Origin of the sequence: Algoriphagus chordae (assembly GCF_003254055.1) — a bacterium.
GTDB lineage: Bacteria > Bacteroidota > Bacteroidia > Cytophagales > Cyclobacteriaceae > Algoriphagus > Algoriphagus chordae.
Map to the genome: position 1 here is coordinate 60707 of NZ_QKZT01000014.1, position 22197 is coordinate 82903.

13 protein-coding genes are annotated in these 22197 nt (G+C 40.8%); 7 read left to right on the forward strand and 6 right to left on the reverse strand.

Features of this window, described 5'->3' with window-relative positions; genetic code table 11:
• Window positions 1-66 precede the first annotated feature (66 nt).
• The gene (locus LV85_RS15160) at window positions 67-1977 is read right to left on the reverse strand and encodes a polysaccharide biosynthesis protein (RefSeq protein ID WP_111320927.1); all 1911 of its coding nucleotides are present in this window, start codon (window positions 1975-1977) and stop codon (window positions 67-69) included.
• A 571-nt stretch (window positions 1978-2548) separates the two neighbouring features.
• On the opposite strand from LV85_RS15160, the gene LV85_RS15165 reads away from it, so the two are divergent.
• Complete coding sequence (locus LV85_RS15165; RefSeq protein ID WP_111320929.1) at window positions 2549-3361, forward strand: amidohydrolase family protein; 813 nt, start codon at window positions 2549-2551, stop codon at window positions 3359-3361.
• A 411-nt stretch (window positions 3362-3772) separates the two neighbouring features.
• Here the strand turns inward: LV85_RS15165 and LV85_RS15170 are convergent, their stop codons facing one another.
• Window positions 3773-5851 carry a S9 family peptidase gene (locus tag LV85_RS15170; protein ID WP_111320931.1) on the reverse strand — a complete coding sequence of 693 codons (2079 nt, stop codon included), beginning with the start codon at window positions 5849-5851 and terminating at the stop codon, window positions 3773-3775.
• Window positions 5852-6088: 237 nt separating this feature from the next.
• Here LV85_RS15170 and LV85_RS15175 point away from each other — a divergent pair, with 237 nt between their 5' ends.
• Complete coding sequence (locus LV85_RS15175) at window positions 6089-7168, forward strand: serine hydrolase domain-containing protein (protein ID WP_111320933.1); 1080 nt, start codon at window positions 6089-6091, stop codon at window positions 7166-7168.
• Between the two features lie 245 nt (window positions 7169-7413).
• On the opposite strand, the gene LV85_RS15180 is transcribed toward LV85_RS15175, so the two are convergent.
• Both LV85_RS15180 and LV85_RS15185 read right to left on the reverse strand, forming a co-directional pair.
• Window positions 7414-9654: a DUF7133 domain-containing protein gene (locus LV85_RS15180; RefSeq protein ID WP_111320935.1), complete on the reverse strand. Its 2241-nt coding sequence runs from the start codon at window positions 9652-9654 to the stop codon at window positions 7414-7416.
• A 506-nt stretch (window positions 9655-10160) separates the two neighbouring features.
• Window positions 10161-11504 (reverse strand): Gfo/Idh/MocA family protein, encoded by a 1344-nt coding sequence (locus tag LV85_RS15185; protein ID WP_111321037.1) that lies wholly within the window; start codon window positions 11502-11504, stop codon window positions 10161-10163.
• Window positions 11505-11807: 303 nt separating this feature from the next.
• On the opposite strand from LV85_RS15185, the gene LV85_RS15190 reads away from it, so the two are divergent.
• Window positions 11808-12980, forward strand: a complete 1173-nt coding sequence (locus LV85_RS15190; RefSeq protein WP_111320937.1) for a PQQ-dependent sugar dehydrogenase — start codon at window positions 11808-11810, stop codon at window positions 12978-12980.
• 227 nt (window positions 12981-13207) lie between these two features.
• On the forward strand, window positions 13208-13786 hold the full coding sequence (locus tag LV85_RS15195; RefSeq protein WP_111320939.1) for a YceI family protein: 579 nt from the start codon (window positions 13208-13210) through the stop codon (window positions 13784-13786).
• Window positions 13787-13922: 136 nt separating this feature from the next.
• Here LV85_RS15195 and LV85_RS15200 read toward each other — a convergent pair whose 3' ends face one another.
• A complete protein-coding gene (locus LV85_RS15200) occupies window positions 13923-16604 on the reverse strand; it encodes a carboxypeptidase-like regulatory domain-containing protein (protein ID WP_111320941.1) in 2682 nt (893 codons plus the stop codon).
• A gap of 20 nt (window positions 16605-16624) precedes the next feature.
• Complete coding sequence (locus LV85_RS15205; RefSeq protein ID WP_111320943.1) at window positions 16625-17455, reverse strand: GLPGLI family protein; 831 nt, start codon at window positions 17453-17455, stop codon at window positions 16625-16627.
• Between the two features lie 114 nt (window positions 17456-17569).
• Between LV85_RS15205 and LV85_RS15210 the strand changes: the two genes are divergently transcribed.
• The 3 genes from LV85_RS15210 to LV85_RS15220 all read left to right on the forward strand — a co-directional run bounded on the left by LV85_RS15210 (window position 17570) and on the right by LV85_RS15220 (window position 22196).
• Window positions 17570-19090, forward strand: a complete 1521-nt coding sequence (locus tag LV85_RS15210) for a sensor histidine kinase (protein ID WP_111320945.1) — start codon at window positions 17570-17572, stop codon at window positions 19088-19090.
• On the forward strand, window positions 19087-19770 hold the full coding sequence (locus tag LV85_RS15215) for a response regulator transcription factor (protein ID WP_111320947.1): 684 nt from the start codon (window positions 19087-19089) through the stop codon (window positions 19768-19770). Before LV85_RS15210 ends, LV85_RS15215 begins: the two co-directional genes overlap by 4 nt.
• Window positions 19771-20405: 635 nt before the next feature.
• Window positions 20406-22196: a serine hydrolase gene (locus LV85_RS15220; protein WP_111320949.1), complete on the forward strand. Its 1791-nt coding sequence runs from the start codon at window positions 20406-20408 to the stop codon at window positions 22194-22196.
• Window position 22197 lies beyond the last annotated feature (1 nt).

Here is a 22197-nt window from a genome sequence, read left to right on the forward strand (position 1 = left end):
TCTAAGTGATAAGTAGTAAGTGGTAAATCTGTACTGAATACTATTAAAACTATATTTTCAAAAAATTTAATTCAACCTATCCAGCACCTCAAATCGAGATGAGTTGGATATAAATTCGGGTACGATAACTTTCAAGTGTGATACTATTTCGTTTTCAGAATTCTGCTTTACCAACTCTATAAACAGCTCAATTTGCCCATCAATTTTGTGGTAGGAAGAAGGAAGGACTTGTGCAATTTTGATTTTAGGGTGGTGGGTGATTTTAACAGTCTCAAAATCATTGAGTAGTTCTTCATACAACTTCTCCCCTTCTCTCAATCCTGAGAACACCACCTTAATATCTTCATCTACTTTTTTACCAGACAGCTGAATCATCTTATTTGCCAGGTCAAGAATCTTTATCGGTTCTCCCATATCAAAGATATAGATCTCACCACCCTCACCCATAATACCAGCTTCAAGCACCAATTGACATGCTTCTGGAATAGTCATGAAATAGCGAGTGATTTCAGGATGCGTAACGGTAATTGGTCCTCCGTGAAGAATCTGCTTTTTGAATAGAGGAATCACAGAACCATTTGAGCCCAGTACATTTCCAAATCGAGTGGTAATGAACTTTGTATGGTAGCTTTTATGATTTCTTTCTAAGTATTCATTGAGAGCCTGCACATACATTTCTGCAGCTCTCTTGCTAGCTCCCATTACATTCGTAGGATTGACAGCCTTGTCCGTAGAGACAAAAACGAATTTATCAACTTTAGCCAACACCGAAATATCTGCAAGTATTTTGGTGCCTAGGACATTGGATTGTATGGCTTCTTCAGGATAATTCTCCATCATAGGCACATGCTTATAGGCAGCAGCATGAAATACCACTTGAGGTTTGAAAGCTCTAAAAACTTCCTTCACCTTCTTCTTATTCCTCACATCCCCCAGCACTATTTTGATGCTGCAATAAGGGTAGTTCTCTTTAAACTCCTGCTCCACATCATAAAGTGCAGACTCAGCAATATCAAACAAGATCAGAAGCTTGGGCTCATAATGACTAATCTGACGACAAAGCTCTGAGCCAATAGAACCGGCAGCCCCTGTCACTAAAATCACCTTGCCTTCCAAGTCCTGTTGGATTCTTGGATTGTCCAGAATAATTTGCTCACGACTTAGCAAATCCTCAATTTTCACTTCTCTAATAGCTCCAGCGGTCAGGCCACCATTGATCCACTGATCTACTGGTGGAACAATGGAAACAGAGATTTTCAAACGAAGACATTCATCAATAATTTCCTTCTTTCGAGCAACAGACAGATCTCTAACAGCAATAATCAGCTCAGTGACTCCATACTGTTTTGTCAATTTCTCCAGATCAGCGACTCCTCTGTAAATACGCTTGCCATCAATATTCTTCCCCTCTTTTTTGGGATCATCATCCAAAAATGCCACCGTATTAAAAAGAATTTTACTGTCTCTCTTGATCGCTTCCTGCGCGATAATGCCAGCTTCACCAGCTCCAAAAATAATTCCGTGCTTCAACTCCTTTACTAATACTGCATTCTTGAGATATACAAAAAGCTCTTTTACAACCAATCTGTAGAAAATCAACATAAAAAGTGAAGATAAACTAGCAATAATCAATACAGAGGTAGGCAGCAAAAACCTATCATTCAAGAAGTTACCATGGAAGAAATTTAAGCAAAAGAAAAGAATAAAATTAATGAGGACCATTTTAAAAATGTTTGATCCATCTCTGAAGCCGGTATGCCTCACTATACCTTCGTAGCTCCGGGTATTTTGCATCACCAATAGTCCTCCGACCATAAAAATAAAGCTCCCCGCAAAGGCATCATTTTGCTCAATTAAGACTAATTCAAAATTGAATCGCACCAAGTATCCAAATAGGGCACAATGAAAAAGAATTAAAGAATCCAAGGTGGCAATAATCCATCTTGGAAGGATTTTCAACCGCGTCAAAAAATTCATAGTATAAATTTATTCAAATAGCTAAGTTTTATAAAACGCACTAACCGAATCAACAGATTATACTGCAAAATAACCACTTTTCTAGCTTATATCTAAATATTTTTAAAATCATTTTAATAATATTTTGCACTTTACGACTTTACAATGGACAAACAAAATTTATAAATCATTGATTTTCACAGATTAGCAATTTTTTCTACGTGAAAATTCGATGCAATCATATAGTACTAAAAGCGATTAACACATTAGGTACTGATAATCAGATCTATATAATAAACTCTAAAATTCATCAGGTATTTTTATATACATACGCATTCATCGATAGAACAGCTCTTGCCCTCCTAGGATAGAATGCTGATTTTTTCTTAAATCCAAATCCGATGAAGTATACTCCAAGTTCTTAAATCAGTTGCGTAGATACTAAAATTCTTTTTTTCAACTTATACGCAATTATTCACTGAAGAACTCCATCATTCTACCTAGACTATTATGAGATGCATTTCATATCTCTCCCCAATTTTCCTTTGGTTAAATAATTGTGTTACATTTTAGAAGAACTAATTTTTGAAACATGATCATAGACGTACATACCCACATCAATAATTACCATGAAGACCGTGTCGTTTCCCTAGAAGACTGCCTGAATAAATTGACAGATACCATGGCCGAAAATAAGGTGGACTACTCTCTCGTGCTTACTTCTTACAAAGTCAATGAACATAGGCCAAGTACCAAAAAGGTGGTTGAGGCTATCGCAGACAGGAAAAACCTAGGTGTAGTCGCTGGTATTAGCTATCTGAATTACAATCATCATGACCTGCGCGAAATAGCAGAATACCTAGAAGCTGGCCTGATCAAGGGCTTGAAACTTTATCCTGGCTATGAGCCATTCTACCCAAATGATATGCGAATGAAGGTGGTCTATGACATGGCAATAGAGTATGATGTGCCCGTGATGTTTCATTCAGGCGACACCTACGCTCCCACAGGAAGGGTAAAATATTCCCACCCCATACACCACGATGACCTGGCTGTGGATTATCCTGATTTGAAAATTGTGATTTGTCATGTGGGTAATCCTTGGATCAAGGACTGCATGGAAGTCACCTACAAAAACAAAAATGTTCATGCTGACTTCTCTGGTTTGGTCTTGGGCGATTTCTCAGAGAAGTTTGAGCGCTGGATGAAAAATGAATTGGAGCAGATGATCACCTATGCAGGTAATCCAAAGTATTTACTATACGGAACTGATTGGCCGATTTCCTCCATGAAGTCCTATTTGAATTTCATGAAAAATCTAGAGCTTCCTGAGGAAAAGAAAGAAATGATTCTTTGGAAAAACGCTGCAGATCTATTCAAATTGGATGTGAATAGCTTCAAATAGGAGTTCAACATTCTTAGTTTGGTTAAATGTCACCAGACGTTCCTACGGAACGATAATAGGGTACGGTTAATTTAACTACAAACCAAACGTTCCTACGGAACGTAGTTGACAGCTTCTGGAAATAAACCGAGAAGAATAGAGTTATACAGTTTCAAGTAATTAAAACGCAATCCAGGGTCTGGAAATATGTCCCCTCCGGACATCTCGTCTGTAGCAATTCGTCTAAATTGCTATATAAGCGTTCCAACGGAACGCCTGGTGAATTCATATTTCATCATTCGAAAAGGTTCCGACTTCGCTCAACCTGACAATAGCGTTCTCTGTGTTATCCTCCGCATACTCTACGATTAAAACCATAAAACCACCTACCGATCGCTCAGCAGGTGGTTTTTTATGAAATCAAACTTGTGATTAACGAACTACTTTTTTGTAATCTGTCACCAAATGCTTGATAAAAAACTCCATCATTCTATCTCTGTTCAATGCCGTGTGACCTCCGTCAGGTGCAAGCTGCACTTCTATGCTTTTGCCAGCGTCTTGGAATGCTTTGATCAGCATCAATGAATTGGCTGGGTGCACATTGTTATCAGCAGTACCGAAGAAAACCAATAACTCACCTTGAAGTTGATCCGCTTTGTTCATCAAGCTGAATCTATTGTAACCTGCTTCGTTATTTTCAAGCGTGCTCATAAATCGCTCCGTGTATATATTGTCATACAATCTCCAGTCAGTCACAGATGAATTGGCTACCGCCGCGTGGACAAGCTCTGGGAATCTAAGCAACATAGAAGCTGCAGTGGTTCCGCCATACGAAGTTCCATAAACACCTACTCTATCTTTATCGAAGTATGGTCTGTCATGAAGTGATTTGATGCCTTCAGCAAAGTCATCCATTTCTACCAAACCTAAATTTCCGTACAATTGATCAAGCAATTTTTTGCCACGACCTTTTACATTTCTACCATCAATATTCAATACGAGGAAGCCGTATTCAGTCAGTGGATCAGGATAAACAAAAGTCTCACGGAAAGCATTGGTAGCTGGTCCACCGTAGTTGCTTAGGATAACTGGATACTTTTTGCTTGGGTCAAAATCAGATGGGAAATGAATCATTCCATGCAATTCAGTAACTCCATCTTTAGAAGTAAAGGTAAATACCTCCACTTTTTTCAATCCCAATTCTTCAAACTTACTCATGTCACTCTTCGCCAATTCAGCTACTACTTTGCCTTTAGAATCAACCAAATTGGTAAATGGAGCCACATCATGCGTTTGCGCGATATCTACAAAGTGCTTTCCGTCAGGCGCAATAGTCACTGAGTGATTGAAAGCTGGATCAGTCAAACGAGTATCTTTTGAACCGTCCAATTTTACGCGATGCAATTGCATCTTCATGTGGTTTTCACCACTACGAGCCATGTAGTAAAGCTCCTTATTGTCCTCATCTACTTTCACGATATTGGATACTTCGAAAGGATGAGAAGTGATCGCATTGACAAGGGTACCGTCAAAATTGTACAGGTAGTAGTTGTTGAAACCTGATCTCTCGGAAGCCCAGATGAAGTGCTTCCCATCAGCCAACACGTTCATTTCTGGAGAATTCTCCACAAAACTTGGAAGCCACTCTTCGCGGATTACAGTTCTGCTCTTGCCAGTTTCTGGATTGGCAGCGCGTAGCTCAAGGATATTCTGACGTCTATTGGTACTGTGGAAAAGCAATTCTTTGCCATCAGGAGTCCAAGACATATCATAGATATAAGTTCCCAAATCACCGTCACTGTAAGGCTTCCCATCTCTGATATCTAATTCTGTCACTTTTTTGGTAGCCAGATCATAGACCATCAGATCTACAGGAAGATTTGGCTCACCTACTTTAGGATAAGCTTCTACCTCCAGGGAATCATACAATTCCAATTGATTCAAAAGCACGTAGTATTTCTTCACATCTTTCTCTACAAATCTGTAGAAAGCGATTTTGCTGCCGTCAGGAGACCACCACATGGCAGTATTCTGGCTCAATTCCTCACCATATACCCAGGTAGCGATACCGTATTTCACCTGGTTTTCTTCGTTACCATCTGTGGTGATAGCCATTACATTGCTACCATCTGGATCACTAAGGTACATGTTACGGTCCTTGGTAAATGCCTTGTATTTACCGTCAGGAGATTCTGCAGAATCAAATTGACGACCACGCGCAGGACGATTCCAAGCTCTACGCTCAGGTCTTGGAACATCCCCTTCTTCAGTGACCTTCTTGGTCTTTACAGAAAAAGATTGAAGCTTTCCATTCTCAGCATAGGTGAAAGATTTACCATCTTCGGCCCAGTTCACATTTAGGCTTCCTGGTTTTACAGCAGATCTAACTTGAGGTGCGATTTTTTGGTATTGTTCATAGCCAGGCATGCTTTTCAGCTTGTCTTGAGCTTGCGAAACAGAAATGGTGGTAGCCAAAACTGTCGCCATCGTAAGGAAGAACTTATTCTTCATATAATATTCGGGTTAAGTTTATTCGAGTTGCGATGATACTATTTTTAGCTGTAAAAAGCAGGGATAAATACACGATAGGTTAGGATTAAGCTGATAAGTATCATTCTATACAATCCCTTTCACACCACACTGGAATTCATAATTGTGAAATTACTAGCAATAAAGGACACAGAGCGGGAGATTCTGTAACCAAATAGCAAAAGCTAGCATCCAAGGATTATATCAATTTACCTCCACATGAAGCTCATCTCTTCTTTTACTATTTTCCTTCTCCTCTGTTCCGCCTTCTTTTTACAGTTCCCCACAGAAGCCAACGCTCAATCGCTGGACGCTAAGATTGATTCTTTGCTAGAAAGCACTTTTACTCCAGATGGACCAGGAGCAGTTTTCTTGGTTGCCATAGCTGGTAAGCCTATCTACAGAAAAGCTTTTGGGCTGGCAAACCTAGAACTTAAGGTTCCGATGAATCCAGAGAATGTCTTCGAAATTGGATCCATGACGAAGCAGTTTACAGCTGTCTCTATTTTGATGCTGATGGAGCAAGGAAAGCTACAGTTGGATGATGAGATCACGAAGTTCATCCCAGACTACCCTACTCGTGGCAAAAGCATTACTGTTCATCACTTGCTCACGCATACTTCGGGGATCAAAAGCTTTACGAGCATGAAGTCTCTTAGAGCTATAGAAAAACAAGATCTTACGCCCACAGAACTGATTGATTTTTTCAAAAATGAAGAAATGGATTTCGATCCAGGAGAAGAATACAAATACAACAATTCAGCTTATGTGATTCTGGGATACATTATAGAAGTAGTCTCTGGCGATACTTATGCGGACTTTGTAGAGAAAAACATTTTCCAAAAACTAGAAATGAATTCTTCACAGTATGCCAGCCATTCCCAAGTCATCCCAAATCGTGCTTATGGCTACCACCAAAAGGGTGAATATGCAAATAAGAATTACATCAGCTTGAGTTTGCCCTATTCCTCTGGCTCACTCATGTCCACCGTAGATGATATGTTGAAATGGAATGAAGCGATCAAAAACAACCTCCTTTTAAAGCCAGAAACTACTGCAAAAGTCTTTGATAATTACACGTTAAACAATGGAGACAAAATCCAATATGGTTATGGCTGGAATATTAAAAGTCTGGAAGGATCTCCCAATTATGAGCATGGAGGCAGCATTTTTGGATTTAAATCTATGGGAGTTTACTTACCTGAAGAAGACATCTACGCGATCGGATTAAGTAATTGCGATTGCAATTCACCCACGGTTTTGACAAGAGATATTGCCAAAATGGCCATGGAAAAATGAAAGCCTGAAGCTTATGGCTACAGGCTTTCATTGGAAAATATCAGATCATTCTAACTACTTACTTTTATTCTCCGCTGGAAGCCCTGGATTTTCTTACGCCGCCGTTCGTGTCACACGAATGGCAACAGCAAAAGCCAACATCTGTACAATGTCCCGTTGCCAACAAAAAAGTAGTCTTATAAATAAATAAAAGCCTGCAGCACAATGCTACAGGCTTCCAAGTGCAGTTTTCAAATCAATTCCACTTACTTACTCTTTTTCTCCGCCGGAAGCCCTGGATTTTCCTCCAATTCCTTCAGCGTCCAGTATTCTTTTCGGTCTTTGTATGCATCTCTGACGTAGCCCACAGTCACGCGCCATACTGTACCGCCATCATTCAAATGTCCTCGGATATAACTCAGCACATTCGCGATTTCGGTATCATCGTATTGAGCCGCAGGAGCCATAGGACCATTATATTCTTTTCCGTCAACTGGCCCTGTCAATCCATTCATAAGGATTTTGATCGTGGTCACAGGATCTCCAGTCACACGCGGTGAACCAACAAGCGATGGAGCTAATTGATCAATTCCTTTGCCATCAGCCCCATGGCAGGATGAGCAGAAATCTTTGAATATCACATAGCCAGCAACGATCTGGGAGCCGCCGTTCATCATTTTATACTTATCCTTTAGCATCTGAATCTCCGAGAAAGAAGGATTAAGATTCTCGGCTGTGGTCGCTGCCAGCAATTCATTATTGTGGTGGTTGTTCTGGATCTGAGTCACCATTTCCTTGGTAGCTTCGGCATGAATTCTCGCCGAAAGCACCACCTGTTGCAATACCTCAGCATCTTCGTCAGACTCCATGCTAATCAAAGCAGCCAGCATTGCCGGATCATTTTCCTTAAGATATCGCTCTCCTATCCTCACTGCCGCCACACGTACTCGCGGATCCGCATCTTTCATCGCCAATAATACTAATTCCTTGCTTTCTGCATGTAAGCCTTCTAGCGTCCAAAGAGCATGTACTCTTTCCAGACCATAATCGATATCCTCATTCAAAAAGGTTCTGAAAAACCCTTCATTTCCCTTCACTATTGACTCAAGTTCATCGACAACCGACATGTCCTTTTTCAGAATGATCAGCTTCTGAGCGTTCAATCTCCACCAGCCGTTAGGATGCGATAAGTATTGAATCAAATCTGCTGCAGACTTATCCAGAAGTTGTGGCTTTGGTCCTGGAGTCATTTCTTCGTGATAAACCCGGTAGATTCTTCCCCTTTGGAAAAAACGTGCATAGCCATACTCATCTACCACTTCTCTCAAGTAGCTGCCTTTGCCAGTCCAGTTTCCCTCCTGAATGATCCCCCTATACATATCAGCGATATACAAACTGCCATCAGGACCTGTGCTTGTGAATACAGGGCGGAAAAGCGGATCTGTGGAAGCGATAAATTCAGCTTTATCATAAGGATTTTCTAAGATAATCTTGCCATCGACATGCTTCACCTTAGCTCTACGAATCAGGCGCCCAACTGGCTCTGGGATAAAAAGATCTCCGTAAGCACCTGGCATTTTATCACCTAAGTATACTTCTTGACCTGAAACAGCCGTGAAGGTATTCAAGGTATTATCTGCTTCTCTCACTCTATTTAATCCTCCTTGTACGTCCAAATTCCCTACGATTGGCCAAGGTTCAATAAAACTCTCATCCCAGTGATTTTTCAAAGTCAACTGGCCATAAGCCGGGTTTTGCTGAAAGCCCAATGCTGGAATTTCTCCCCCTGCTCTAGAGAAATACAACCTCCCCACCTCATCTTGTGTCAAGCCATACTGCCCCGGCATAGGTTCAGGAAGTGTATCTCGAATCAACCGATCATCCTCAAATCTATAGCGGAAAGGATCATTGGACACATACAGCCAATTGTCAATTCCCCAAATCATATTGGCGTCCTGATGCTCCAAGTTTCGATTGTCACGATCTGGATCTTCTAGTATGAGAATTTTCTCATCCGCTACGCCGTCATTATCGGTATCGCGGTAGCTGTAGATATTTCTATCATAAGTCACCCCCACGATCACTCGGTCATCTAGTGGAAGGATAATTCTAGGTAGCACCAAACTATCTATAAAGACCGAACTCTTGTCCATCACCCCGTCTCCGTCAGTATCGTCCAGCAGCATCACTCTGCTCCATGGCTCATTCTCATCTGTGGCATCCGCATCCTGCATATAGGTATTCATTTGCGCTACATACATTCTACCATTGCCATCCCAAGCCAGTGCAATAGGTTCAGACACCATCGGTTCGTTGGCGACCAACTCAATGTTAAAGCCATCAGGAAGGTGAATTTTGCTGAGAGACTCTTCTGGCGAAAGTGCGACTAATTCTGGTGCAGGATCGATTTCAGGTTTTTGGTAGATCTCATCTTTATAAATCTTCTTCTCCTGCTGGCAGGATGAAAAAATAAGTGCAACTAAGCAAATGAGTAAAAGCTGTTTCATAGGGTGGTAGGTTTGATTTGCTAAATGGGTGAAGGCAAAGGTATTGTGAGCCTAGATCAGTCTTAGATCAAATAGAGCCCAATATTCAGTTTGCAATAAATCAAAAATAGGATAATTACCTGTCCTTCTCTATCCTAAAAATTAGATTGGACTGTTTAAAGGGTCGATCTGAATAATGATTGGGATCTCTGAAATGCTTCGAACCTATGAGGGTGAAAAAACTCAATGTTTAAGGAATTGAAATCTCTCTAGTCATTAAACTAATAGACATTACTATAATCCATGCATAAGCTATTTATGATTATCTCATAATTCGTTTGGGATAGTCACCAAATTCGAGACATGTCTCACAACAGCTCGTAGAAAAGTATCGCTTGGAGGATTTAGATAAAGGTCTTCTCAAGAAAAAATCTATAATTCTGAATTTTTAGCAAAGAAAAACCTGTCAGGAGATTAAGCCCGACAGGTTTCTATTTTATTCGAATACCTTATAATAGAATCTGTTACTAGATTTTTGCCGGCACTTCAAAGCCTGGTCTATAATCACGAGTAAGCATCTTATCTGCCTCAGGATCATTGACGAAGGTTTCTGTTTTAGGATCAAAATCAAGCACTCGTCCCATTCTATAGGCAATATTGCCCAAATGAGCCAAGCCTGAAGATAAGTGCGCGGTTTCTACTGGCCCATTCAGGATAGATTTATCATGGGCGCGAACTGCCTCGATAAAGTTGGCAAAGTGCCCATCTGTTCCTCCAGCTCCACGGTCCATGCCTGATGCTGCAGCTCCACCATCGTCTCCCGATTTGCCAGGAGTACGGTCATTTCCTAGGAAGGTCTTGTACTTATCATAGCCATCCACCACTAGATATCCCTTGTCTCCATAGAATATATTTCCCACAGTAACCCCGTCTTCCCCATTGGTGTACCAAGGTCGCACCTCAAACTGGATGATTTTGTCTTCGTCAGGATAATTATAAATAGAGGTCAAGACCTCTGGTGTTTCCTTAGAGTCCTTCCAAAGGTATTTTCCTCCCATGGAAGTGATCTGGGTAGGAAAACCTACATCAAGTCCCCACATACAGAGATCTGTCTCATGGATACCTTGGTTTCCTACATCTCCATTTCCATAATCAAAATGCCAGTGCCAGTTGTAATGCACAAGATCATGCGTGAATGGCACCTTTGGAGCCGGACCTGCCCAAAGGTCATAATCCAATCCCTCTGGCACAGGAGAAGGTCCCTTGATCCCAATATCTCCACGCATTCTGAACACCAGACCGCGAGCCATATAAACTCTTCCGATGTAGCCGTCGCGCATTAACTGCACGGCCTCTTGCACTGCAGGAGAGCTACGAAGCTGAACCCCATGCTGGACAATCCTATCGTACTTGGTAGCCGCTTCTATCATTCTACGGCCTTCCGAAATATTGTGCGAACCTGGCTTTTCCACATACACATCCTTGCCTGCCTGACAAGCCCAAATGGTCGCCAAGGCATGCCAGTGATTTGGTGTGGCAAGGCTGATCACATCAATATCCTTATCGTCCATCACTCGTCTGATGTCTTGCTCTAGCGCGACATCAAGGTTATACTCCTCTTTAAAAGTTTTCTGACGGTCCCTCAGAATATTCATATCAGGGTCACAGAGTGTAGTGACCTGCACATCCTTCTGAGCCATAAAGCCTTGGACATGACTTTTCCCTCGACCATTTAGCCCCAACACCGCAGCATTAATTCTGTCATTTGCTCCAAAAGCAGAGGCTGGGATGATGGTAGGCAAAACAATTGTCGCTGATCCGGCAATTGCTGTTTTTTTAATAAATGATCTTCTTGATGATTCTTTACTCATTATTTTGGATTTAAGTGGTTGTATTTGTCTCAATTTATCATTTTTCATCTGAAATATTACCAGTCTCCCCCAAGAGCTTCCATAGGATCTACATTTGGAACGCCTGGCTGCTGGATTTTATGCCTAAGCGGTTCTGTATTCTGCTTAAAGCCATTTCACCTAATTTAGTCTTTGAGAGCTTACCCAAGAAAAAAAGTAGCTCCCTAGCTCAGGATAAGTAACCTATCAAATTACAAACCATTCAAAATCAAAAAATTTACGTAGCAAGTAGAAAGCAATCCTAACTAGTAGCCTTAATTCTGCATGAAAACTTATCTCAATATTATCCTAGTACTAATTTTATCATACTCCACTGCTTGTTCTCAAGACAAGGCTTCTGGTAGCCCAAGCTCAAGTGTGAAGCTGACTGTCCATGAAGCCTTTCCTAATCTGTCTTTCACCAGACCTGTGGACTTTCAGCATGCTGGTGACAATTCTAACAGGGTATTTGTAGTGGAGCAGCGAGGAGTTATTTCAGTTTTTAATAATGATGCTGGTGCTGCTGAGAGAAATGAGTTTCTAGCTATTGAAGGCAAAGTAGATGATTCTGGAAATGAGGAAGGTTTATTAGGATTAGCTTTTCATCCTAATTATGTAAGCAATGGCTATTTCTATGTGAACTACACCGCTAAAAATCCGGATCGGACAGTGATTTCTCGTTTTACAGTTTCCGCCTCTAATTCTAATCAGGCAGATCCAACAAGTGAGCTAATCTTATTAGAGTATGATCAACCTTACAGCAATCACAATGGGGGTCAAATTGCTTTTGGTCCAGATGGCTACTTATACATCGGTGTAGGAGATGGAGGTAGTGGTGGAGATCCAAAAGGCCATGGTCAAAACCGAAAAACACTATTAGGTAATATTCTGAGAATAGATGTGAATCAAACAGCGGGATCAAACAATTACTCCATCCCTTCGGACAATCCATTTGTCAATAATACTGATGGCTTCCGCGAGGAGATATATGCATATGGACTTCGTAATCCTTGGAGGTTCAGCTTTGACTCTGCCACGGGTCAATTATGGGTGGGAGATGTAGGTCAAAACAAATACGAAGAGATTGATATCGTCGTAAATGGCGGGAATTATGGATGGAATACCATGGAAGGTGTACACTGCTTCAAACCCAACGACTGTGATAAAACTGGGCTAGAGTTGCCAGTGTGGGAATATGATCGCTCAAACGGAGATATTTCCGTCACAGGAGGTTTTGTGTACCACGGATCCGCTATTAAGGAACTAGAAGGATTGTATATCTATGCCGACTATGTATCTGGACGAATTTGGAGTTTGGACATCTCTGACCCTGTAAATCCTATCAATACAGAGTTGCTTAACGCTGACTTCCCTATTTCATCTTTTGGAATTGACCAAAATCAGGAATTATACATCTGTGGATTCGATGATAAGATTTATACCCTCAGTTATAAATAGCTGCTTGATTTACTATCCTATATACTTTTCGGGATTCGAATTTTGCTAGCCCAAATCTCTGTCCACTGAGCTAAAAGTCATTTCTAGTAAACACAATGATTATTTCAAAGTGGTGGAATATCCACATCAAAAACCACTTAATGCCAGAACCTTATATATCTCAGCTCCGTCTTAATTGATTCAATCCAAATTTCACTAAGTCCCTTAATCAACCAAACTCAACCCGTATGAAAATCTTTACATTACTATTCACCTTGGCTTTCACGGCATTCTCTCTTGCTCCAGAAGTAGCAACAGTAAATACTGCAGAAAGCACCATCACTTGGACTGCCAAAAAAGTAACCGGTCAGCATCATGGCAAAGTACCTATCACTTCGGCTACACTCGATTATCAAGATGGGAAAATCCTAGGCGGAACCTTTGAAATGGATATGACTAGCTTAACTGTAGAAGATCTCACTGATCCAGACTCAAACAAAAAGCTGACTGATCACTTGAAGTCTGATGATTTTTTCTCCGTGGAAAAGCATAATACCTCAACTTTCACCATCACCGAAGCAAAAACCTCTAATGGTAAGGATTACGAACTCACAGGAGATCTGACAATTAAAGACATTACTAAGCCAGTTACTTTTCCAGTCACAGTAGATGTGAATGATGGGAAAATTGTAGCTACAGGCAAATTGACTTTTGATCGTACGCACTACGATATCAAGTTCCGCTCTGGCTCTTACTTCGAAAATCTTGCTGACAAGCTTATTTACGATGATGTAGAGCTTGATGTGAAACTAATTGCAACTGAGTAATAATTATTAAACTAACACAGAAAAGGCCGGGGAATCCTGGCCTTTCTTGTTTTAAGACATTATTAGTTAAGATTGACAGGCCACCAAGTAAAACACTAGAGGTAAATCACACCAGTCACCCAACATCCAGCTATCCCTAAATATCCCACTTCACCGTAAATAAACCATATCTCGGCTGCACCAAATAGGAATAGGTACTGATCAAATTCTCCGTAAAACTATCTCTACGAATAGATCGCGTATCCAAAATATTCCAAATAGTAAATCTGAATTCCCAAGGACTTGACTTGCCTTGATAGCTAAGAAAAGCGTTGAAGAAATCAAACTCGCTTTTGGTTTGCGCTGCTTGATTCAAATAGGCATTATAGGTGTAGTCAGCATTCAACTTCAGCCCATTCCAGATATCCCAGTCAATTTCAATTTTTGGACTGTGCGTACTAAAGGTATTCTTTGCATTGGTGGACTTATAGAAGTTCTGCTCCCAAGTATAACCTAGGTCAACTTCCACTTTTTTCATAAATGTGCTGGTGAATTTGAAGAAGTAGGAATGAGCAAACTGGCTGTTCTTAATTAAGCCTCGATCCACCATACTGTTTGTCGTATAGTTATTCCAGCTACCTCCTCCTGAGAGTTTGAAGGATTGAAACCGCTTATCTGCCTGCAGATTCCCCGTCAACGTCTCATTGATCGGATCAATATTTTGAATACTTATGATACGATTGATCCCTATAAAACTGGTTGTATTCACTAGGTCATGGTGCTTTCTGGACCAAGTCAGATTCCCGAAAAGATTCAATGCAGAGAAAAAATCAAAATGACTATAGTTCAGAGATTGAGTATAGAATAAGCCATTATCCAACTGCCTATTTCCTCTGAAAATCGAATTGTAATCAGTTATCACCAATCCTTGCGCAAGCTTCTGAATATCCATGAAATTGGCATGAGTACTAAATCGATATGTCAGCGAGCGATTGGATTTGATATTCCACTTGGCATACATGCCTGGAAGAAGCAGTAGTTTATCGTAACTCAGCTCATCTTCCTTTTGTACGTCATTCCATGCATATCTATGGAAATAAAGTGAAGGGCTGATCACCACTGTTTTCCATTTGGTCTTGTAAGTCATACCTAAGTACAAATCCTGAAAATCAAACCTAGAATCATTTTCAAAGTCCCCCATATCTACTTCATCGGAGCTATCCGCCTGTGCCACACTTCCTACTAACTCTTGCCGTGTATCGGTATATCCTAGACTCCAATTGATATGATTGGTAGGATTGATGATTAGATAGTAATTGAAAGCCCCTTCAATCGTACGGGTTTTGATATCCTGATTCTGCAGAAAGCGATAAGTTTCCCGATCAATAATAGGAACAATACCCCCAAAAGGCTTCTGATTGGTAGTCAAATCATACAGCGGATTCTGGTATTTTTTCTCCCAATTCACTTCCATGGAAAAGACTCTCTTGTCCGATGGAGCATGAAACCACTCTCCTTTCTGCTGAATCGCATAGGGCTGCCGACTTTGATAACTAGAGATCTGCTGACGTATCTGTCCAAAATCAGAATCTTGGTAGTTCTGATTAGCTATATCAGCCAATTTCCCAAAAATGCTATACTTCACATAAGTTTCTTCCTTGGGAGTGAAGGTCACCGAATACTTCATCAAACCAGACTTGTTTTCGACAGTACTGGCAGAACTGAGCGATTCTTGGTTGTCCCCGTCCGTCCTCAAATAGGTTCGCTGGGATGAAGAGCCTAGCTTGTTTTTGGAAGCAGAACCGATCACAAAACCTGAATGTCTCCATTTATTGTTTGGATTATAATTCAAGTTCACCGCCGCCAGCTCAGTTCTCAAGTCGCGGGCATTATTTCGCTCCGCCATCGGAATTCCTAGATCATCCGAACTGACACTCAGCGAAGAACCTGACTTTCCTGCCAAGCCAGCCAAACCTCCACTGAATCTAAAATAGTCTTGAAGGGTAAAAGCCAGTTCTCCCACATTATTGGCATCGGCGATTAGATTGATATTTACTTTGGGCGAATAATAAAATGTATTGGCATGCCCCAGATACCGCCCATCAGGTCCAGCGCCAGCTGTCAGGTCACCAAAAACCATATTCTTTTTACCGTCCTTAAGCTGAATATTGAGTGCCAAACCCTCGTCATTATCCAGCCCACGAATTGGCCCTACTTCATTAAAATTCTTCAAGACTTGTACTCTATCTACTGCATTTGCAGGAAGGTTTTTGGTGGCAAGCTTGGTGTCTCCGTCGAAGAAATTCTTTCCGTCTACCATCACTTTATCCACCTTTTTGCCCTGAACTTTCACTTCTCCATTGTCATCCACTTCAAATCCGGGAAGCTTTTCAAGTACATCTTTTAGCTTTCGTTCCGTACCTGTAGTGAATGCATCAGTTTTGTAAGTCAGCGTATCGCCTTTCATGGTGATGGGCAATTCCGTCACAACCTCCACTTGATCGAGCATAGTTTCATCCTGACTCAAGATGATTTTTAGCTGCTCCTGACCGGACCATTCGGAGATTTTCAATTCAAATTGCTTGTATCCTACGAAGGAAACTCGAAGTAAGTATTCAGATCCTGGGACCAAGCCAATCTTAAATCGTCCTTCTCCATCGCTGATGCTAAAGCCTCCGATCTTTTGAGTGGACTGGTTCACCGCCACTACATTAGCATAGGCAATCGGCTGATTTAGACTGTCAAGGACTTGACCAATCAGGTTTTTGTTTTGTGAAAAAGAAGGCAAAGCAATCAGGGAAAAAAGCCCGATTACTAGAAAGCGCTTAATAAATAACATGAGAAAAGTTTTCGAAGCGATCAATTCCCGATTTTGATAACCACCTCATTTCCATTGCCAGGCTTACCGGAATACCTTTTCATCATCTCCTGCATTTTCTCTTCGGAAAGTGTTTTATAATCTTCACTACTGATCATTTCTCCCTTTTTAGGGATTTCTATTTCCACTTTCTCATTTGGATTTAGGACAATGCGTTCAGCGATGTAGGTCATTCCATTGTTTTGCAACTCAAGTATCAAGCCCGGTAATCCCCAAAAATCATCAGGACCATGGCTCACAGGAATTTGCATAGTAAACCAAGCCGTCACGTTAACAGTGTCTTTGCTAGCCTCCATTTCATCCTTGCCCATAGAGAAAACTTTGCTATCGACGATTCTAGAATAGATCGCTTTTTGGCAGGTATAATCTCCTATCGTTTTGCTTTCTCCAGTCAATTCCCAGTCGTAATTTCTTAAACTGTCCTTCACTAGAAACCCTTTACCCATCAGATCCTCTTCCTTGATATAATTCTGCTCGGCAACATTCTTATATAAAAGTCGATCCTGATTTCCAGTATTTATCACAATACTTGCTCCACCTGAAGAGGCAGTAGCTGGGCCAGCACCTAGACTTTCTACCTGCTTCCAGTTAGATTCAGTCTGCGAAAAAGAAAGTACATACTCACGTTCCATCTGCTTCTTCAATTGCTTCTGAAGATCCGCCATGACTTCCGGAGCCATTTTGGAACTGTCCATTGAAATCTTAAAACTTGAAGAGGATTTGTAAAAAGCTCGGCCAGTAAGGCCTTGAGCTGTGGCAGTAATAATCGAGCCCATTAGGGCGAAGGCGAGAAATAGTAATCGTAAGTTCATAGCAGTAAATTAGTTGCTACAAACCAATACAAACTCCCCCTACAACTGAGTTAAGCAGTGTTAACGTGTGTTAACATTCAAATTTCTAAATTTCTTAGCCTATACTTTAGCACTGTGAAAAAGCTACAATTCAAGCGAATAGGTCTTCTGATTGCTCTCACCTTGTTGGTGAGTATATGCGTGCAGATTTATAGAAACTACACGCAGTACAAACAGAACGAAAGTCAATTAACAGCAGATATCCAGCAAAGTTTGGATAATGCACTGGAGGTATACTTTGCTGATTTGGCCAAAACTGATGTGATTACGTTGACTGAAAATAGATCTTCAGGCTTAGTATTCAAGGCTGGAAAAACAGCAGATTTAGATTCTACAGAGAATGACTTCTTCAAAAATATTGGAGAAAGTAAAATACTTATGAAGACTCTAGAGAAAATGGAATCTGGAGACACTTCGAGTGTTGAATGGTTTGGAGATCTGAAAGAAAGCAAGAACCTCAGCTTTCATACGCATACAGACACACTGAATAACATCAATCCAGATCAGATTCAAAGCATCAATATTTTTCGCGGTCTGAATGCCGCAGATAGCGTAAGTAATCTAAAACTCCTCACGAATCGGATCATTATTTCGATAACTCGTGATTCTCTGGATTTTGAAAAAATAAGTACGCTTGTAAAGGATGAATTGGATAGAAAGGAAATCGCGATAAACTATGGGCTGCTTCACTACGAGCACGACACCATCGCAGGATCGTTTAATTATCCCGCTTTGACGGAAATGCCCTTTTCCACAGCTTCCAAATCGACCTTCTTGCCTCGTGGGCAAAAGCTTGAGATGTACTTTGAAAACACAGCACTCACAGTTTTGAAGCGAGGTGTAGTGGACATTCTTATGTCAATAATCTTTCTCCTGATCATTGCAGGGGCATTTTATTACCTCTACCAAACGATCAAAAACCAAAAGGAAATCGCGGAAATCAAGGAGGATCTGATCGGCAACATCACCCACGAATTCAAAACTCCAATTGCTACCACACTCTCTGCCATAGAGGGAATCGAACAATTCAATCCTGAGAACAACCCAGAGAAGACCAAAAAGTACCTGGGAATTTCCAAAGGTCAAATGCTCAAATTGAACTTGATGGTGGAGAAACTTCTGGAAACTGCCACGCTGGATTCGGAGCAGTTTATTTTACAAAAAGAGGAAATTGATCCTATGCCGGTCCTCAGATCTTTGGTACAGAAGTTCCAAACTTTATCTCCCGAAAAGGAAATCGAACTTGTACTCCCTTCCAAAATATCTCCTATTCATGTTGATCCTTTTCACTTCGAAAATGCGCTTTCCAATTTAGTAGACAATGCACTCAAGTATGGCGGTGATGAAGTTCGCATCACTGTAGACCAGGGTGCGAGTACTCGAATTCGGATTTGGGACAATGGCGGGAATATCAGTCCTGATCAGAAGGAAAGGGTTTTTGAGCAGTTTTATAGAATCCCAAAAGGAAATCTTCACGACGTGAAAGGCTTTGGAATCGGGCTATACTACGTAAAGAAAATCATCGAAAAGCATGCAGGGAAAATCGAATTAGAATCATCCCCAAGAAGCACCTCATTTATTACAATTTGGCCATGAGCAAAATCAGAATATTACTAGCTGAAGATGAAATGGCCTTGGGCATGATCATCCAAGAAAGTCTGGAAAGTAGAGATTTTCAAGTGACACTTTGTGGCGATGGACAGCAAGCCTGGGATAGCTATCAAAAGTCCAAACCCGAGGTACTGGTCTTGGATGTGATGATGCCCAAGAAAGATGGTTTTACCCTTGCAGAACAAATTCGAAAAACCGATCCATACACTCCTATCATCTTTCTCACATCAAAATCACAAACCGAAGATGTGCTCAAAGGTTTTGGACTGGGGGCCAATGATTATGTACGTAAACCCTTCAGTATGGAGGAACTTATCGTCCGAATCAAAGCCCAACTTGATAGACAACAACTCCGTCAAAATCAGTCAGATTGGTTGGTTTTGGGGAAGTATGAGTTCCACCCTACCAAACAACTTTTAAAACTAGGGGAAGATGTAGAATGCCATCTCACCGCCCGTGAATCTCAACTGCTTAAAATCCTCTTGGAAAATGCAAATCAGATTACTGATCGTAGTTTGATTCTAACTCAGATTTGGGGGTCGGATGACTTTTTCAATGCCCGAAGTATGGACGTTTTTATCACCAAACTGCGCAAAAAACTTCAGGAAGATCCACAGATTCAGATCCTAAATGTGAGAGGTTTTGGATACAAGTTGGTCTGTTGATTATTTGAGTGAGAATGGCCAGATTTAATTACCTCCGATGAATCTAAATTATTGTAATGGCCATTACAGTAACCTGGGTTACAATAAATAATGCTTCTATTCGAGATTTGTAATCTCGAAGCTTTATCAGGGAATTATCTAAAATCACAACCAAGAATTCATTGCCCTATCTCTCGAAGACATGTAAATGCTGCGTTCCAAATAGCTCTAGGTCCTCCTTTTTTCAATTAACACTCTTTAAGCTTTTTAAAAGATACTCTGGAGACTTGTCTGCCCCAAGCCCACGTTATAAAGGAGAAGAAAATCTTAACCCCTACAAGATTTTGTGTGGAGAGAAGTCGGAGGCAAGGCTGCTTGGATTTTAAGGAATAAAAACCAAGCAGTCCCTCTGCACCACGCTGATTTTTCTCAACCCTGGTCTGTGTCCAACAGACCATTCAACTGCTTTTTTGGCTCCAACCTATCCTTATTACTGAATAGATTCTTATCCAATGAATTAGATCTTCTCAAACAGATGAGCTTTAAGTGACAATTCCTGTGACGTGACACATTGCTTAAAAAAATCCAGCCATTACTTAGAATTTCACAGAAAAAATCTAGAGTTTGAAGCCCTAATGCACCATACCCAACTTATAATGCGCAGTCTTCTCTTCTCCCTCCTTTTTCTATTTATCAGTACACTCACTTTTGCTCAAAGTAAACTAGACAGTAAACAGCTTGATAGTAAACTACAAGAGCTGCAAGAAGCTACCAAAACAGTTGGCTTTTCGGTAGCTATTGTGAAAGGCGACGAAGTCCTATACTCCAAAGGCTTTGGTTATCGGGATTTGGACAATAAGTTGAAAGCCGATGAGAATACACTTTATGCCATAGGATCCTCATCCAAGGCTTTTACAGTAGCACTTTTGGGAATAATGGAAGAAGAAAAAGGCTTGAAATTCACTAATAGTCCAAAGAAATATCTTCCTGAACTAGAATTCTATAACGATGAGTTGAATAATCAGGTGACTATTTTGGACATGGTCAGTCACCGAACTGGACTACCGAGACATGATCTTTCTTGGTATTTGTTTCCAACAGAAGATAAAGACAGTTTGTTGAGTAGAGTAAAATATCAGGAACCCTTCACAGGGATTCGTGAACAATGGTTTTACAATAACTTCATGTATTTGGCGCAAGGCTTAATCACTGAAAAACTTACTGGTAAAAGCTGGGAAGACAATATCAAAGAGCGATTTTTCAAACCCTTGAACATGACTACTTCCAATACCAGTATCAAAGAACTGGAGAGTCAATCCAATATTTCAAAAGGTTATGTATTGGAAGAGTTTGAAACAAATAAGGTCACGCCCTATTACAATATCGCAGCGATCAGCCCTGCAGGAGCTATCAATAGTAGCGTAAAAGAAATGACGAATTGGTTGAAGATTTGGCTAAATGAAGGAAAGCTAAATGACAACCAAGTCCTCCCAAAAGCTTATGTAGCGAAGGCTATCAATCCTTTGATGCTCGTTGGTGGTGGCATCGCAGACAAGCAATTCCCAGATCAGCATCTGAATAGCTACGGATACGCTTGGTTCACTTCTTCCTACAAAGGACATTACAGACTGGAACATGGCGGAAATATCGATGGTTTCTCAGCCAACGTATCCTTTTTTCCCGCAGACAGTATCGGCATTGTCATATTAGCTAATCAAGATGGCTCTGCCCTCCCTACTCTAGCAAGAAATATGATTTCTGATGAAATTTTGGGTTTGGAAAAAACAGATTGGGTGAGCTATTACTCCGAAAAACTGAATAAAGCCAAAGAGCAACAAAAGGAGTCTAAAACAGAGAAGAAATCCAACATCATCCCAAATACTACTCCATCGCACGGTTTAATAGAATATACTGGTAAATACAATCAACCAGGTTACGGTACTTTCAACATTGAATTTGAAAATGATTCGCTCTGGGCTCAATTCCCAAGAGAAAGAATGTATTTGAAGCATATGCATTATGATGTATTTGAACCATTTATGGTGAAGGAAAACAAGATCGATACCTTATCAGGATTGGGTCTCAATTTTAATTTTCGTTCAAACGACCTAGGAGATATTGAGTCAGCGAGTATGAAGGTGGAACCAACATTAGAACCTATTACTTTCAAACGTTCACCAGAAGAAGCTAAAGTTTCTGCCGAAACACTGGACTCCTATGTAGGTACTTATTCCCTATCAGGCACAGATCTAAAAGTTTCCAAGAAGAATGAAACGTTAACGCTACTCGTCCCAGGACAGCCTGAATACTCGCTTACCCCTACGCAAGAAAATGAGTTTATCATCAAAGGATTATCAGGCTACAAAGTGCGATTTGAAGAAAAAGAAGGAGTCTTAAACATGCTGCTAATTCAGCCAAACGGGACTTTCACTGCAATTAAGAAATAAA

What these genes read in the sequence shown, in the direction of transcription:
- LV85_RS15160 (WP_111320927.1), bottom strand. Translation starts at nt 1,977, where the DNA reads ATGAATTTTTTGACGCGGTTGAAAATCCTTCCAAGATGGATTATTGCC.
- LV85_RS15165 (WP_111320929.1), top strand. Translation starts at nt 2,549, where the DNA reads ATGATCATAGACGTACATACCCACATCAATAATTACCATGAAGACCGT.
- LV85_RS15170 (WP_111320931.1), bottom strand. Translation starts at nt 5,851, where the DNA reads ATGAAGAATAAGTTCTTCCTTACGATGGCGACAGTTTTGGCTACCACC.
- LV85_RS15175 (WP_111320933.1), top strand. Translation starts at nt 6,089, where the DNA reads ATGAAGCTCATCTCTTCTTTTACTATTTTCCTTCTCCTCTGTTCCGCC.
- LV85_RS15180 (WP_111320935.1), bottom strand. Translation starts at nt 9,654, where the DNA reads ATGAAACAGCTTTTACTCATTTGCTTAGTTGCACTTATTTTTTCATCC.
- LV85_RS15185 (WP_111321037.1), bottom strand. Translation starts at nt 11,504, where the DNA reads ATGAGTAAAGAATCATCAAGAAGATCATTTATTAAAAAAACAGCAATT.
- LV85_RS15190 (WP_111320937.1), top strand. Translation starts at nt 11,808, where the DNA reads ATGAAAACTTATCTCAATATTATCCTAGTACTAATTTTATCATACTCC.
- LV85_RS15195 (WP_111320939.1), top strand. Translation starts at nt 13,208, where the DNA reads ATGAAAATCTTTACATTACTATTCACCTTGGCTTTCACGGCATTCTCT.
- LV85_RS15200 (WP_111320941.1), bottom strand. Translation starts at nt 16,604, where the DNA reads ATGTTATTTATTAAGCGCTTTCTAGTAATCGGGCTTTTTTCCCTGATT.
- LV85_RS15205 (WP_111320943.1), bottom strand. Translation starts at nt 17,455, where the DNA reads ATGAACTTACGATTACTATTTCTCGCCTTCGCCCTAATGGGCTCGATT.
- LV85_RS15215 (WP_111320947.1), top strand. Translation starts at nt 19,087, where the DNA reads ATGAGCAAAATCAGAATATTACTAGCTGAAGATGAAATGGCCTTGGGC.
- LV85_RS15220 (WP_111320949.1), top strand. Translation starts at nt 20,406, where the DNA reads ATGCGCAGTCTTCTCTTCTCCCTCCTTTTTCTATTTATCAGTACACTC.